Origin of the sequence: Kordia sp., assembly GCF_050633145.1 — a bacterium.
In the GTDB taxonomy this organism is placed as follows: Bacteria; Bacteroidota; Bacteroidia; order Flavobacteriales; family Flavobacteriaceae; genus Kordia.
Genome location: NZ_JBOEFY010000020.1, coordinates 24,886 through 40,658 on the forward strand (window position 1 = coordinate 24,886; position 15,773 = coordinate 40,658).

Genomic DNA, 15,773 nt, shown 5'->3' on the forward strand with positions numbered 1-15,773 from the left:
TTACAACATGAAGTCATTTCTTTCTCATGTTGTCAATTACATTTTAGAAAACAATACCAATATTAGCAATATTACCTTGGTATTGCCTAGTAAAAGAGCTGGTGTCTTCTTAAAGCACGAACTCTCACAACAAATTCAACAAACTTCCTTTGCACCAAATATTCTTAGCATTGAAGAATTGGTAGAAGAAATTTCAGGATATACTTCAGTCAGCAATACCGAATTACTTTTCGAGTTTTATACCGTTTATAAAGAACTCACACCAAAAGATGCGCAAGAACCTTTTGATTCCTTTTCAAAATGGGCACAAATATTATTACAGGATTTTAATGAAATTGATCGTTATTTAATTTCTCAGAAAGACATTTTCAATTATTTAGGAGCCATTCAAGAAATCAATCATTGGTCACTAGAAAAAGAACCAACAACCTTAGTCAAAAACTATTTGACATTTTGGAATAAACTTCAAGAGTATTACGACGCATTAACCGAAAAAATTACCCAAAAAGGAATTGCCTATCAAGGATTGGTGTATCGAGAAGCTGTAGATAGTTTGGAGTTCTATTTGCAGAAAAATGAAGATAAGAAGCACTACTTTATTGGTTTCAACGCTTTAAATACTGCCGAAGAAAAAATTATACAAGAATTTCTAGAAGTTGGTTTAGCTGAAATTTTATGGGATACAGATCACATCTTTTTTGACGATCCAGAACACGATGCAAGTCTGTTTTTACGTCGCCATAGATACGAGTGGAATTACTTTGAAAAACACAATTTCTCTTGGATTGCTGATAATTTTTCAGCCAATAAAAATATTGAAATCATTGGAGTTCCTAAAAACGTTACTCAAGCCAAATACATTGGAGAAATTCTTGAAACACTACAACAAGAAGATGAAACGCTTCAAGATGTTGCTGTAGTACTTGGCGATGAGCAACTGTTAATTCCGTGTTTAAATTCGCTTCCGCAAGAAATAGAACGACTCAATATTACGATGGGATTTCCGCTAAAAGACATTCCACTCGCAACGACGTTCAATAATTTATACTTGCTCCAGGAACATCACCGAAACGATACATTTTACTATAAAAACATTATCAATGTATTGTCTGATACAAATTTACGTCCGCTATTTCAGCTAAAGGATAAAAATTTGGCGGCAGACATAATTCAATACATTCAGTCGAATAATATTATTTATGTTAGTACAGAGGTAATTGTAGAACGCTTTCCAAAGAACGTTCAGGAAATTGCCAAACTGTTGTTTACGTATTGGAATGATAAACCAAAACTTGCTATTCAAAACTGTGTCACGCTTATTCGTAGTTTGAAAGCTAAATTGGTTGAAAACCGCGAGCAGCATTTATTAGCATTGGAATATTTATACCGTTTCAACGAAGTCTTCAATCAATTACAATTGCTCACCAAACAACACAATTATATCACAGATATTAAGTCTTTACTGGCTTTGTATAAAGAAATTATCAGTACGGAAACACTCGATTTTAAAGGCGAACCTTTACAAGGATTGCAATTAATGGGAATGTTAGAAACACGTGTGCTCGATTTTAAAACCGTGATTCTTTCCTCTGTAAACGAAGGAATTTTACCTTCCGGAAAAAGCAACAATTCCTTTATTCCGTTCGATCTAAAAAAACAGTTCAATCTGCCAACATACAAAGAAAAAGATGCGATTTATACCTATCACTTCTATCGATTGTTACACAGAGCCGAAAACGTGTATTTATTATATAATACCGAAGCCGATGGTTTAAATGGTGGCGAACGAAGTCGTTTTTTAATGCAATTGGAAACCTATGCAATGCCCAATCATACGGTAACGCAAAACGTGGTAATTCCGAAAGTGCCAAAAATTGAATATCAACTACAAGAAGTACAAAAAGAAACTACGATGCTAAAACGCATCAAAGATATTGCAAACAAAGGCTTCTCGCCTTCTGCGCTGACTTCCTATATTCGCAATCCGATTGATTTTTATTACCAAAAAATACTCGGTATCAACGAATATGAAGCGGTTGAAGAAACTGTTGCTGCCAATACACTCGGAACCGTTGTGCATGATACCTTAGAGTTATTGTACAAACCGTTTGAAGGCAAAATTGTCACTACTGAAGACATCAAAGCGATGTTTAAAGATGTGGAAGAAATTGTAGTGGAGAATTTTAAAAAAGCGTATGGAGAAGGTAACATTCGTAGAGGAAAAAACCTCATCATTTTTAATGTTGCCAAACGTTATGTAACCAACTTTTTACAACAAGAATTGCAGACTTTAAAAAGTGGAAAAACGTTGCGTATTCTACAAATAGAACAAACACTAAAAGCCAAAGTTGAAATTCCAGAATTGGATTTCCCTGTATATATTGGCGGAAAAGTGGATCGTGTAGACGAACTCGATGGCGTCATGCGCATTATTGATTATAAAACAGGAAAAGTATCGCAAGGCGATGTCGAAATTGTCGATTGGGATTTGCTTACGCAAGATTATAAATTCAGTAAAAGTTTTCAAGTATTGGCGTACGCATATATGATTTATCAAAAACAAGCATTTCAACAAGAAACTGAAGCGGGAATTATTTCTTTTAAAAATTTACAAAGCGGATTTTTAAAATTCGGGACCAAAGAATCTGCGAGATCACGCAACAAAAATCAAGTCATCACTCTTGATACACTCGACGATTTCGTTGTAGAACTCAAACAGTTGATTCTTGAAATTTGCAATATGAACATTCCATTCACCGAAAAAGAAGTATAATCATGATCCAAAAGCTTAAAAACAAGGTTTTAACACGCGAAAACGATAAAAGCATACTGATAGATTACTTTTTTAAAAAGAACCATCAGCAGAAGCCTATTGTGATCTTTTGTCATGGTTACAAAGGTTTTAAAGATTGGGGCGCTTGGGATTTAGTTGCAGAAGCTTTCGCTAAAGCGGATTGTTTCTTTGTGAAGTTCAATTTTTCACACAATGGCGGAACGATAGAACAACCGATCGATTTCCCAGATTTGGAAGCATTCGGAGAAAACAACTATACAAAAGAACTCAACGATTTACAATTCGTGATTGATTCCCTAGTTGGCAATAGCTTTGAATATTCTGCGGAAGCGAACACACAATACATTTCTGTAATTGGACATTCTCGCGGCGGCGGAATTGTTACAATAAAAGCAGCAGAGGAAAGCAAAGTTTCAAAGGTAATTTCTTGGGCTGGCGTTTCAGATTACGCATCACGATTCCCGAAAGGAGACGCATTGAAAGATTGGAAAAATTCAGGAGTTTATCATGTGATTAATGGAAGAACGAAGCAAGAAATGCCACATTTTTATCAGTTTTTCGAAGATTTTCAAGCAAATGCAACTCGTTTAGACATTGAAAGAGCAGCCAAAAATATACAAATTCCGCATTTAATTATTCATGGAACAACCGATCCTGCCGTTTCTGCGGAAGAAGCCAAACAATTGCATCAATGGAATCCTAGTAGCAAGCTTCATCTTATTGAAAATGCCGACCATGTTTTTGGCGCACGACATCCGTGGAAACAAACTCAATTGCCAAATGATTTGGAAAAAGTTGTGGAAACGACAATAGATTTCATCAAAAACTAAAAAAGCGAACCGAAGTTCGCTCTCTTTATTTATAAAATAATAATATATTCTACCGTAGTGAGTCCGCCGCTAATCTCATTAGCATGCTGAACTTCGTATTGTTCTAATTTTTCTAGCATAACAATTATTCTTCTTGGTTATGACATTTTTCATGACACGTATATATAATCGCCGTATCACCGCTGCAATTTTCATTGTCCGAGCCTCTTCTAAATTGTCCTTTTATAGCTTCAATTTTTAGACTACTAATTACTTTTTTGTTTAGTTCAAGGTTTTTAAAATTTCGTTTTTTCATCTTTTTAATGTTTAAAATTTTATCGTTGTTCAGAAGGGTTACAAGTTTCTGGATGACATGTGTATATTGGTGCTGTATCTCCGCTACACGGATCGCCTGTAGCTCTTTTAAGTCTTCCTGTTAATGCTTCAACTTTTAAACTACTAATTACTTTTTTACGTAGGTTCAAGCTTTTTAAATTTCGTTTTTTCATACTATAAAGTTTTGGTTTCTTTTTTAAAGTTACACAAACCTAGTCTTGAGTACTTACGGTATTCCCGTAATATCAAACACTTACACATAAAAAAAGCTACTCAAAACATATTTTGAGCAGCTTTCTATATATTAAAAAAATTCTTTTTTATTCAGTTCCTTTCAATACTAATAAAGGCAAACGACTTTCAAAGTCAATTTTCTTTATTGAGTTTTGTTCCCAAAGTTTTTTGAAAAATCCGCGTTTGCGTCTAAATACACAAATCATATCAGGAGTGTTTTCATTTAAATGCTCCAAAACACCTTGAAATAAAGTTGCATTTTCAGAACTCTTATACGCAGATGTAACTGCTGCTAATTCTGAATGAAACTCTAAATCTTCTTCTAAAAAGTTTGGTGTTTTGACTTGTAATAAACGCATTTTTGCACCAAAAGTATCCAAAATAGCTTCCAAAGGATTCAATACTTCTTTACGCTTAATAACGCCCGATTTTATAGCTGTTAGCACCTTTTTTACAGGCTTAAACGTATATCCTTCAGGAACCACTAATACAGAAATATCAGTTTGTTTTACAATACTTCCCGAAGTGTTTCCTAAAAACATTTCTTCTTTAATTGAATTGCTTCTTGGCCCAAGAATAATAAGGTCAATTCCGAGTTCTTTATCAATTGAATTAATACTATCTATTACATTTCCTTTCGCAGAAATCACAGACACATCTACACCTTTCAAGTCTACATTTTCTACTACTTCTTTCACTTTGCTTGTTGTCTCACGACCAACAATCTCATCAACATTTAAAATAGTTCCTGCTTTCGAAAGTACTTTAAATGCTCTAAATACAAATACCTTTGCGTCCATTGCTTGTGCAAAATCAATTGCATACTGCAAAGTATTCTCTGCATTTGCTGATTCTCCTATGGGAACTAATATATGTTTCATCTTTTTACTTTTATTTATTGTATTTGTTGAATGGAATTTGCTAATAATCACATAATTTACAACTAATTAACCGTTACAGCGCATTCCATAAACTTAAAATTTTTGCAAAAATAATCATTTTTTAATTCTATTATGATATTTCTGTTTTTTTAAACTTCAAAATAGTTTGATCTTTTAGAAGTTTATTTTAGTTTTAACAATAGCTGAAAATGCAATACATAAAAAATCAACCAAAAGAAAATGAAAAACATCATATACATACTAATAGGAATCCTAGTAGTTTGCGGAATCGTATATATCATCACAAATCTAAAAAAGAGCGAGAAGCCTTTAAAGACGACCATGAAGACGGAAAAAAACCAAGAAACTAAGGCTGAGCAACCAACCAGTAATACTAACGATCTTCCTTTTTCAGAAAAACTGAATCAAACAAAAAAAGGATACCCATTTAAAGCATGGAGAGAAGCATTTTTTGAATATGAAATGGAGCAATACTCAGAAGAAAATTGCAATGCTGCTAAAGCTATTTTTGACAATTTAATCTCCAAACTTATTAAACTAGGTGAACATGGAAATGAAAAAGACAAAATAGCTCTTTTTAAAAAAGCAGTGAACTCATTAAACAACTTAGATAATTCCGTTGAAGGTTTAATCGAAACTGGCGAAAGAGAAGATTTATGTGAATTAATTGACCAAATAACAATCGCTTCTGGACTGAACCCTCAAAACTATGCTGACGGAGAAGGACTTGCGGATCTTTGGAGAGAATGGTAAGCAATTTGAGCATGAACAAACATAATTTCAATTTTATTTTCCAAAATGCATTCGATACGTTCAAGGTTTTTGAAACGATTCCGTTAGAAATTAGTGGCGTTTTAATTGAAGGACATTCTAAAACGATTTGGCAAACACTGAATCATTTATTAAAATGGAGGGAATTTCAAATCCAAAAAATAGCAAACATTCATGCTACAATTGATTTTAAGGAATCTGAATCTTGGATCACGGAATCGAAGCCGAATACTAAGAATGAATGGGAATTAAAGATTAACGAATTCCAACATCAAACAGAACAAATTAAAAACCAAATTGATACACTTGATGCTTCAGATGAAAAAATAGACGAAAAATTGAAGCTAATTCAAGATTCAAGTACTCATTTAGCTTTTCATTTGGGTGAAATAATACTAATAGCCAGGCAGAAAAATAAATACCCTAAGCCAAGTGAAATGAATCAATTTTTGGCGGAATAAAATTACTCATTATATAACCGTTGTAACTTAACTAAAAAAATGAACCTATTTGAAACGGAAAGATTACGAATTAAAAGCCTAGAAAAGACAGACAAAGTACATTTTGCTGAACTATTTACAGACCCAAAAGTTTTGGAGTTAATTCCTCAAAAAGCATTCACAGAACAGCAAATAACAGATAGATTCAATAACAACCTAAATATCGTATTAAGCGATATAAAAACACAAAAATGTGCTTTTGGAATCTTCAAAAAAGACGATCCTGAGTTAATTGGACTTGCTTTATTTTTAAAAAACGAAAATAATGAAGAAGAATTAGGATATCGCTTTCGAGCAAATGCTTGGGGAAATGGCTACGGGACAGAAACAACAAAAGGAATGTTGAATTTTTATTTCAACACATTACATACAGAAAAAGTTACCGCAGATGTTAATGTTGCAAACATTGCTTCCGTAAAAATTTTAGAGAAATTCATGAAATGTGTAAAAGAATTTTTTAACGAACGAGACAACTGCACAGACAGAAGATACGAGCTAGAAAAAAATAACTGGTTGCAACAAAATCAATAAAAACACATGAACTTACAAATTCGCAAAGCAACTTCTCAAGACATTGAAGCACTCATACAGATCACCAAAGCCTGTGCAGCATTCATGATTCAAAAAGGAATTTTTCAATGGAATGAAAACTATCCAAATCGGGAAGCATTTGAACATGATATCACTCGAAATGAACTCTACGTTTTGCAAGAAGCGAATGAAATTATGGGTTGTGTCGTTATTTCTACTTTGATGGATGAGGAATATAAATCTGTAAATTGGGGTACGCCAGATGGAACTAATATATACATTCATCGATTGGCGGTTCATCCAAAAGCACAAGGAAAAGGCTATGCACAATTTTTAATGCAATATGCAGAAAGCTACGCTATAAAAAATAATTATCGTTCTATAAGATTAGATACGTTTAGTAAGAACCCTAGAAACCAAAAGTTTTACGAACTTCGTGGCTATAAAAAACTGGAAGATATATACTTTCCGAAGCAAAGTGTATATCCTTTTCATTGTTACGAACGAATACTTTGAAAACAAAAGTCACCACATCACTAGTTAACAAACTCGCTATTCCCGCGTTAATTGCAGGAGTTGCCGAACCTTTACTGTCTATCACAGATACTGCAGTTGTTGGAAATGTAGACATAAACGCAACCGAAGCCTTAGCCGCTGTCGGAATTGCAGGTGCATTTATTTCAATGTTGGTATGGGTTTTTGGACAAACTCGAAGTGCAATCTCCTCATTAGTTTCGCAATACTTAGGCGCAAACAAGTTAGAAGAAATAAAAACCTTGCCTGCACAAGCCATAGGAATCATTCTTCTTATCAGTTTTGTGGTCATTGGTATAAGTTATCCTTTTGCAGAGTATATTATGCATTTTTACAATGCAGAAGGCATCATTTTAGACTACAGTAGTGCATACTTCCAAATTCGCATTTTTGGTTTGCCGTTTACATTGCTCACTTTTGCCATATTTGGTGTGTTTAGAGGTTTGCAAAACACCTACATTCCAATGGTAATTGCCATTCTTGGCACACTACTAAATATTGTATTAGATCTTGCTTTTGTTTATGGAATAGAAGGGTTTATTCCTGCCATGCATGTAGAAGGTGCTGCGTATGCAAGTCTAGTTTCACAAGGATTCATGGCTGTATTATCAGTTATTCTTTTACTGAAAAAAACGCAAATTCCACTCAAAATCACCTTGCCTATTCATAACGAATTGCCCAAACTTGCTGTAATGATTCTCAACTTAATCATTAGAACCATTGCTTTAAATGTGGCATTATACTTCGGAATTTCTTTTGCAGCAAAATACGGTCCTGCTCATAATGCAGCGTATACTGTTTTGCTAAACATTTGGCTCTTTGGCGCTTTTATTATTGATGGATATTCGAGTGCAGGAAACATCTTATCTGGAAAACTCTATGGTGAAGAAAACTATGTCGAATTGGTAAAACTCAGTCAACGATTAATACGTTATGCCATTATTGTTGGTCTTGTTATGCTAATTATTGGCGGTATTTTATATTTCCCTATTGGGCGAATTTTCACTAAAGAAACTGCTGTTTTAAACGAATTCTATGCTGTTTTTTGGCTTGTATTGGCGATGCAACCCATTTGTGCCATTGCTTTTATCTTTGATGGAATGTTTAAAGGACTAGGGAAAATGGCAATGTTAAGAAACGTATTGCTTGTGTCTACCTTTGCCGTATTTGTTCCTACTATTTTCTTGTTAGATTGGTTCGATTTAAAACTATATGCTGTTTGGATTGCTTTTACCTTATGGATGATAGCACGTGGATTTCCGCTTATTTACTTCTTTAGAAAAGAATTTGTTCCGAAAACGAAAAGTTAGACTTCTTAGACTGACTTAGACTCGCTTTGCTGTTAGAATCGGCTTTGCCTTTTAGACTTGTTTCTCGTTCGTTATTTTAGATCGTCAGTTCGAGTGATTTTCTGTCACATAGAGCGCAGTCGAAATGAAAGAAAATTGTATCGAGATCTTCTTTTAAATACTGAGACATCTCAATACTAATATCTAAATTCTCACTACTAAAAATATCTTTCTATTTTTGCAACACAAAATCACAACATCATGACTACAACACGAAGCAACGGAAGTTTATACACAAGCATTCAAAACAACATCGCAACGATAGAATTTGGGCATCCAGCAAGTAATTCTTTTCCTGGCGAATTGTTAGATAGATTGACGAGCGAATTGCACAAACTATCCGAAAACGATGCTGTACACGTGATTATTCTTAAAAGTGAAGGCGATCGTGCATTTTGCGCTGGTGCATCTTTTGATGAATTAGTAGCTATTGATAATTTGGAAGCTGGAAAAACCTTCTTTAGTGGTTTTGCCAATGTCATTAACGCGATGCGAACTTGTGGAAAACTCATTATTGGTCGTGTACAAGGAAAAGCAGTTGGTGGCGGTGTTGGATTAATCTCTGCGTGTGATTACGCCATGGCAACCGAAGCAGCTTCTATCAAACTCTCTGAATTAACTATCGGAATTGGTCCTTTTGTAATTGCGCCAGCCGTACAAAACCGAATTGGAAAAGCCGGATTCTCAGAATTAAGTCTGGCACCAAGCGAATGGAAAACGGCATATTGGGCAAAAGAAAAAGGCTTGTTTGCTAAAATCTTTGAAACACAAGCTGAATTAGACAAAGAAATAGAACTCTTTGCTGCAAAACTTGCTTCCTACAATCCAGATGCCTTAGCTGGCATGAAAAAAATACTGTGGGAAGACACCGAAAACTGGGATACACTTTTAGCAGAACGTGCCGAACTTTCGGGAACACTTGTTTTATCTGACTTTACGAAAAGTGCGTTGGCGAAGTTTAAAAAGTAGTTGTTGGTTTCTTGTTGTTAGTTGTTTGTCATTCCGCACCTGATGCAGAATCCATATTGTACTAAATTTGACTCAGCACCTCATCATTATATTGCAATTGCAAAACGTCTGTTCGAGTGATTTTCTATCATATCGAGCACAGTCGAGATAGATAGGAAATTGTATCGAGAACTACTTTGAAACCAAAAAGTAAGGCATAAAATTTGATACTTTATCGGAAGCTAACCGTATTCCCATGAAGAAAATCATTTTAAGTTGTATCGTTTTTGCTATACTATTTTCATGTTCTAACAAGGAACAATATTATGGAGTTTGGAGTATTTATGGTTATAGTGGTTCAACTCCTATTTATTTAAAGATAGACGCAGACAGTATCTATTTAAGTAAACTTGGTAGTCATTGGAATTCTTTTCCTATAAAAATTAAAAACAACAATATACGCTTTGCTGGACAAACTTATCCCACTTCTATTTTCAAGGATTCTTTAATTTTTAATCAAAACCTTTATCAAAAAGACACTATCTATTCACCTATAGAGATACAGCTGCCAAATATTAAATCTGAAAGTAATGTTGAAATTGATCCAGATGCGAATATTTATTATATATCCTATGGTAAAAAACCAAACACTACCGAATATGCATTTTTACTAAATGATAGATATGGTTCTTTTTTAAATATTAAGTCCTTTGTTTCCTCTTATAATACTTGTCGTGGCGGAACATATGATCCTGCTCATACATTATTTATATGTGATAAAAATACATCCACAAGAGATCTAGAAAAATTTTTCTTGGAGTTATCAAGAGTAAATGCTAGAACTTTATACACTGTGAATTCTACTGATTATAAAATATCTACCAATTCTATAAAATCTATTTCCTCTCAACAAAAACAAATTCTTTCATATATTTTCAATCCAAATTACGATCAAAAAATAAATGGCGATGTTTTTCAACCAACAATGCTAAGAGATTTTTCAATATATCCCACAAAAGATATACAGCCTGAAAAAATAGTTTTTGCTTTTTTAATTCAGAATGAATTTTATTATCAAAAAGAGAATTGTAGTTATGGTATGTTTTCTTCTAAAATTCAGCAAGCAATCTCTCAAAACAAAACATTGATTACATTATTTGATTTAAAGTCAGATTACAAACATTATTTAAAGTTTAACGACATTGTTAATAGTAAATACCTAAAAATCTATGATAGCATTACCAAGCAAAAATACAACACAACTTACAAGCAATTAGATGAAGAAAAAAAAGTAATTGTTAGAAGATTATATACAAAAAAGGTGATTCAAAACATTTCAATTCCACATTTTTTATCTTTTGAAGAATCTCCAATAGAAGACATTGACTTTCCATTTAAAAATGTAAAAGAACAAATCCCAGAAGCGTATTTTGAATCATTGAAATAAACTAAAAAAGCTGCTAATCATTAAATTTTTCCAAAAAGCTAAGAGCAAACAGCCAAAAGCTAAGCGCTACAAACAAAATATCCTATCTTTGCACATTAATTGAAAATGAAAATGAGCAAAATTCGCATTACAAAGCAATTTAATTTTGAAACTGGTCATGCTTTATACGGTTATGACGGGAAATGTAAAAACGTACACGGACATAGTTATAAACTCTCCGTAACCGTGATTGGAACTCCTATTACAGACAATACCAATGTAAAATGGGGAATGGTAATTGATTTTAGCGATCTGAAAAAAATTGTCAAAGAAGAAGTTGTTGATGTATTTGATCATGCCATTGTATTCAACCAAAACACACCACATAAATCCTTAGCATTAACTATGCGTGGTGAAGGACACAATGTAATTTTGGCAGATTATCAACCCACAAGTGAAAACATGGTGATTGATTTTGCTGCGAAAATAAAAAGCAGACTTCCAGAAAACATTCAACTATTTTCACTTCGTTTACAAGAAACCGATTCGTCTTGCGCAGAATGGTTTGCAAGTGATAACTAGCGAAGCGTAGTACTCAACTTGATTGAGTACCTTTTTATATGAAAACGATACATTGCATAGAAAAAGGTTCCAGGCTTCATAGGAATACTAGAATTCTTATATTTACACCATGAACATTCCCGAAGGAAAAAAAATATACTTCTCTTCAGATAATCACTTAGGCGCACCAACTGCGGAAGCTAGTTTTCCTAGAGAGAAAAAATTTGTAGCATGGCTAAATGAAATTGAGCACGATGCAGCAGCTATTTTTTTGTTGGGCGATTTGTTCGATTTTTGGTTTGAATATAAAACCGTAGTTCCAAAAGGATTTGTGCGCGTGCTTGGAAAACTTGCAGATCTGAGCGATAAAGGCATTCCGATTTACTTTTTTGTGGGAAATCATGATTTATGGATGCGTGATTATTTTGAGAAAGAACTCAATATTCCTGTATACCACAAACCGCAAGAATTCACATTTAACAATACTACTTTTTTAATTGGTCACGGTGACGGATTAGGTCCTGGAGACAAAGGGTATAAACGCATGAAAAAGGTGTTTACCTTTCCTTTTTTTAAATGGTGTTTTCGTTGGTTACATCCAGATCTTGGTATGAAGCTTGGGCAATACATGTCTGTAAAAAACAAACTGATTTCTGGTGATGAAGATGCCAAGTTTTTGGGAGAAGAAAATGAATGGTTGGTACAATATTGCAAACGTAAATTAGAAACCAAACACTACGATTACTTTGTATTCGGACACCGCCATTTACCTCTAGAAATTGACCTCAACGACAAAAGTCGCTACGTGAATTTGGGTGATTGGATTCATTATTATACCTATGGTGAATTTGATGGGAAAACACTTTCTTTAAAGAAGTTCGAATTGAATCTTTAGACTTTATTAGGAATAGCTTTGGCATTCGGAATCATAATAAGCGCTATGATTTATATGTTCGGAAGTATTTCTGGAACACACATAAATCCATCAGTTATAATTGTATTAATGATTGGAGAGTTAACGATAAAAAAAGAGATTTCTGCTCAAATTCTTGGAGCTGTTTTGGCAAGTGAATTACTTAAACTTATGTTTCTGTACCAACATTAGGTGCTATTATAGCAATGCTAGTTTGAAAAGGACTTAACAAAACAGAATAAAATTACTAAGCAATAGCCTATATAAAAATTTGTTATTTAAGCACTTAAACCAATTTGAATTTCATAATTTTATGGACAGTATCAATCCAAAAAAGTGGTGTTTTTAATCTGCTACTTTTCATGCACAAAATCGTTGGCAACAATTTAAAAACAAACTGCAAATAAATGAATAGCTTTAAAGACATCGAAACTCTTTTAGATAAATGGCAGCACTCAATATTTGGTTATTTACCAAAAATAATTCTTGCCCTATTGGTAATTGTAGTATTTTATTTTATTGCCAAACTGTTTCGAAATTTTAGTTTAAAGTTTTATTCAAGAGTCTTCAAAAAACAATCTGATATCGCAAAAATAATTTCAGTAGTTGTTTACTTTTTCTTTTTATTATCGGGTGTCTTTTTAGCTTTAGAGGTTTTAGGACTAGAAGGCGTTCTAACGAAGTTACTAGCCGGAGCAGGAATTATTGGTATTGTTGCAGGATTTGCTTTTAAAGATATTGCTTCTAATGCCTTTGCAGGGTTTTTATTAAATGTTCAACGTCCATTTAAAGATGGTGATTGGGTTGAAATAGATGGCGTTTTTGGTACAATAAAAGATATTAGTTGGATAACAACTTCTATTAAAACTATTTCTGGACAAGAAGTATTTGTGCCTAATCAACTTATTTATAATAATGTGTTTACCAATTATTCAACCTTCAGCAAAAGACGAGTTATTTTTAAAAGTGGTGTGTCGTATGGTGACGATTTAGATTTAGTACGTAAAGTTACTTTAGAAGAAGTTGATAAAATAGATGCTGTTTTAAAAGATGAAATTATCGATTTTTACTTTACCGAAATAAGCAGTTCAGCATATAATTTCGAAGTTCGTTTTTGGGTGCAATTCAATCATCAAAAAGATTATTTAAATGCAATGAACGAAATCATTACGCGTATTAAAAAACGTTTTGAAAAAGAAGATATTTCATTAGCATATAATGTCACTACATTAGATTTTGGTGTAAAAGGCGGAGTCAATATTTTTGATAAACCTATTGTTACAAAAACTGAATAATAACTATCATTTATATAGAAAATGTAGAAATTAATCGTTGACGCAAATCAAAAGAGTTCATCATCTAATTACTACACACATCGTTCAAATACCGATCGAGTTTTATTTGAAACAAAGTTCCTTCAATCAAATCGGAAATGGACACTAATTCTTTCTCAGAAACTGCTAAATCTATTATAGTAGCTGGAGTTTTCAATAATATAGAACGACAATTATTAGTGGCTTTACATGCTGAGCAACAACCACGCGATACAGCTTGCTGAATGAGCTTTGCAAAGTTTTCAATCTGCGGAAGCGTCAAATAAAAACCTGTATCTCTAAAAATAATTTGAAATTTATTGTGTTTGTTTTTAGCTATATCTTGCTTCCATTGAAAAGCAATTCCAATATCATTGTGATAAATTCGTCGTATATCGCTCATTATTTTCAGTTTTAAATTTCAAATATACAATTATTTATAATTAGTCTAAATAAAATCAATGTTAATTATAATCACTTTAAACCTTTTGTTAAAACAAAGGTCTTACTCACAAATCTTACTTTATGAAAATTCCTAAAATCATTCTTATAACTCTTATTTCTTTAGTATGTTTTGCTTGCGCGAATGATGATGCAGTTGTTTCAGAAACGCCAGAAACAACACCAATTACAACTTCTAGCAAACCGAATATCTTATTGATTATTGCAGATGACATGGGATTGGATGCTACACCTGGTTTTGACATAGGAACTGTAAAACCAAACATGCCCAATTTGCAAAACATGATTAATAGTGGCGTTCGATTTACGAATTTATGGTCAAATCCGACATGTACACCTACGCGATCTAGTATTTTGACAGGAAAATATGGTTTCAGAACCAATGTATTAAATGTTGGTGATGTATTGTCTACTTCAGAAACCTCTTTGCAACAATTTTTGACAACAAACAGTCCTGAATATTCGAATGCAGTGATTGGAAAATGGCATTTATCTTCGAGTGCATCACATCCAACAGCTATGGGAATTGATTATTATGCAGGTTTAATATCTGGCGGCGTGCAATCGTATTGGAATTGGAACTTGACAGAGAATCAACAAACTTCAAATTCTACCGAATATACGACTACAAAATTTACGGATTTAGCAATTGATTGGGTTTCCAATCAGACCGATCCTTGGTTTTTATGGCTAGCCTATAACGCGCCACACACACCTTTTCATTTGCCTCCAAACGAATTGCATTCACAAGGAAGCTTACCTACTGATCAAGCTAGTATTGATGCAAATCCGCTTCCGTATTATATGGCAATGTTAGAAGCAATGGATTCCGAAATTGGTCGCTTGCTAAATTCCATGTCTGCCGAAGAAAGAGAAAATACAATTATCATTTTTATTGGAGATAATGGTACGCCGAATCAAGTTGTACAAGAATACATTTCACAGCGCGCTAAAGGAAGCGTATATCAAGGTGGCGTAAATGTTCCGATGATTGTTTCTGGAAAAAATGTGGGTAGATTTAATACTATTGAAGACGCACTCATAAACACAACCGATTTGTTTGCAACAATTGCAGATATTGCAGGCACTGGAACTACAGAAATTAACGATAGTAAAAGCTTTAAAGAACTCTTAACTACGACAAGTACAGAAACACGTGAATATGCATACACAGAAATAAGTAGAGATATTGGATCTGATTATACGATTAGAAACGCCACACATAAGTATATTCTATTTTCTAATGGAATTGAAGCTTTGTATAATTTAAGCGCAAACCCTTTTGAAAATCCGAATTTATTAAATGCAAATCAACTGCCATTAAGTGCTGCTGATAGTGCTATGAGAGATGAATTAATCAATAGATTGAACGAAATACGACAATAAAGAA

The 15,773-nt window shown here is 33.4% G+C and carries 18 protein-coding genes; 14 read left to right on the forward strand and 4 right to left on the reverse strand.

The window, feature by feature from the left end; all coding sequences use genetic code 11:
- Positions 1 to 7: 7 nt before the first annotated feature.
- Together ACRBBL_RS09905 and ACRBBL_RS09910 are read left to right on the forward strand one after the other, a co-directional pair.
- Positions 8 to 2,773, forward strand: coding sequence for a PD-(D/E)XK nuclease family protein (locus ACRBBL_RS09905; protein WP_431368884.1), 2,766 nt, complete (start codon positions 8 to 10; stop codon positions 2,771 to 2,773).
- 2 nt (positions 2,774 to 2,775) lie between these two features.
- Positions 2,776 to 3,624, forward strand: a complete 849-nt coding sequence (locus ACRBBL_RS09910) for an alpha/beta hydrolase family protein (protein ID WP_431368885.1) — start codon at positions 2,776 to 2,778, stop codon at positions 3,622 to 3,624.
- Between the two features lie 124 nt (positions 3,625 to 3,748).
- Here the strand turns inward: ACRBBL_RS09910 and ACRBBL_RS09915 are convergent, their stop codons facing one another.
- The 3 genes from ACRBBL_RS09915 to ACRBBL_RS09925 form a co-directional block, all read right to left on the reverse strand.
- Complete coding sequence (locus ACRBBL_RS09915; RefSeq protein ID WP_431368886.1) at positions 3,749 to 3,919, reverse strand: hypothetical protein; 171 nt, start codon at positions 3,917 to 3,919, stop codon at positions 3,749 to 3,751.
- 19 nt (positions 3,920 to 3,938) lie between these two features.
- Positions 3,939 to 4,112: a hypothetical protein gene (locus tag ACRBBL_RS09920; RefSeq protein WP_431368887.1), complete on the reverse strand. Its 174-nt coding sequence runs from the start codon at positions 4,110 to 4,112 to the stop codon at positions 3,939 to 3,941.
- 147 nt (positions 4,113 to 4,259) lie between these two features.
- Positions 4,260 to 5,054, reverse strand: a complete 795-nt coding sequence (locus tag ACRBBL_RS09925; RefSeq protein ID WP_431368888.1) for a universal stress protein — start codon at positions 5,052 to 5,054, stop codon at positions 4,260 to 4,262.
- Positions 5,055 to 5,294: 240 nt separating this feature from the next.
- Here ACRBBL_RS09925 and ACRBBL_RS09930 point away from each other — a divergent pair, with 240 nt between their 5' ends.
- The 11 genes from ACRBBL_RS09930 (at position 5,295) to ACRBBL_RS09980 (ending at position 13,903) form a co-directional block, all read left to right on the forward strand.
- Positions 5,295 to 5,828, forward strand: a complete 534-nt coding sequence (locus tag ACRBBL_RS09930; RefSeq protein ID WP_431368889.1) for a hypothetical protein — start codon at positions 5,295 to 5,297, stop codon at positions 5,826 to 5,828.
- Positions 5,829 to 5,839: 11 nt separating this feature from the next.
- The gene (locus ACRBBL_RS09935) at positions 5,840 to 6,307 is read left to right on the forward strand and encodes a hypothetical protein (RefSeq protein ID WP_431368890.1); all 468 of its coding nucleotides are present in this window, start codon (positions 5,840 to 5,842) and stop codon (positions 6,305 to 6,307) included.
- A gap of 39 nt (positions 6,308 to 6,346) precedes the next feature.
- The gene (locus tag ACRBBL_RS09940; RefSeq protein ID WP_431368891.1) at positions 6,347 to 6,877 is read left to right on the forward strand and encodes a GNAT family N-acetyltransferase; all 531 of its coding nucleotides are present in this window, start codon (positions 6,347 to 6,349) and stop codon (positions 6,875 to 6,877) included.
- Positions 6,878 to 6,883: 6 nt separating this feature from the next.
- Complete coding sequence (locus tag ACRBBL_RS09945; RefSeq protein ID WP_431368892.1) at positions 6,884 to 7,393, forward strand: GNAT family N-acetyltransferase; 510 nt, start codon at positions 6,884 to 6,886, stop codon at positions 7,391 to 7,393.
- A complete protein-coding gene (locus ACRBBL_RS09950; protein WP_431368893.1) occupies positions 7,390 to 8,721 on the forward strand; it encodes an MATE family efflux transporter in 1,332 nt (443 codons plus the stop codon). The genes ACRBBL_RS09945 and ACRBBL_RS09950 overlap by 4 nt, the downstream gene beginning before the upstream one ends.
- Positions 8,722 to 8,961: 240 nt before the next feature.
- Positions 8,962 to 9,729, forward strand: a complete 768-nt coding sequence (locus ACRBBL_RS09955; protein ID WP_431368894.1) for an enoyl-CoA hydratase/isomerase family protein — start codon at positions 8,962 to 8,964, stop codon at positions 9,727 to 9,729.
- A gap of 235 nt (positions 9,730 to 9,964) precedes the next feature.
- Positions 9,965 to 11,155, forward strand: coding sequence for a hypothetical protein (locus ACRBBL_RS09960; protein WP_431368895.1), 1,191 nt, complete (start codon positions 9,965 to 9,967; stop codon positions 11,153 to 11,155).
- Positions 11,156 to 11,266: 111 nt separating this feature from the next.
- Complete coding sequence (locus tag ACRBBL_RS09965; protein ID WP_431368896.1) at positions 11,267 to 11,716, forward strand: 6-pyruvoyl trahydropterin synthase family protein; 450 nt, start codon at positions 11,267 to 11,269, stop codon at positions 11,714 to 11,716.
- 109 nt (positions 11,717 to 11,825) lie between these two features.
- Positions 11,826 to 12,590, forward strand: a complete 765-nt coding sequence (locus tag ACRBBL_RS09970; protein WP_431368897.1) for a UDP-2,3-diacylglucosamine diphosphatase — start codon at positions 11,826 to 11,828, stop codon at positions 12,588 to 12,590.
- 12 nt (positions 12,591 to 12,602) lie between these two features.
- On the forward strand, positions 12,603 to 12,800 hold the full coding sequence (locus ACRBBL_RS09975) for an aquaporin (RefSeq protein ID WP_431369050.1): 198 nt from the start codon (positions 12,603 to 12,605) through the stop codon (positions 12,798 to 12,800).
- Positions 12,801 to 13,015: 215 nt separating this feature from the next.
- On the forward strand, positions 13,016 to 13,903 hold the full coding sequence (locus ACRBBL_RS09980; protein ID WP_431368898.1) for a mechanosensitive ion channel family protein: 888 nt from the start codon (positions 13,016 to 13,018) through the stop codon (positions 13,901 to 13,903).
- 64 nt (positions 13,904 to 13,967) lie between these two features.
- On the opposite strand, the gene ACRBBL_RS09985 is transcribed toward ACRBBL_RS09980, so the two are convergent.
- Positions 13,968 to 14,324 carry a hypothetical protein gene (locus ACRBBL_RS09985; RefSeq protein WP_431368899.1) on the reverse strand — a complete coding sequence of 119 codons (357 nt, stop codon included), beginning with the start codon at positions 14,322 to 14,324 and terminating at the stop codon, positions 13,968 to 13,970.
- A gap of 122 nt (positions 14,325 to 14,446) precedes the next feature.
- Here ACRBBL_RS09985 and ACRBBL_RS09990 point away from each other — a divergent pair, with 122 nt between their 5' ends.
- On the forward strand, positions 14,447 to 15,769 hold the full coding sequence (locus ACRBBL_RS09990; RefSeq protein WP_431368900.1) for a sulfatase-like hydrolase/transferase: 1,323 nt from the start codon (positions 14,447 to 14,449) through the stop codon (positions 15,767 to 15,769).
- Positions 15,770 to 15,773 lie beyond the last annotated feature (4 nt).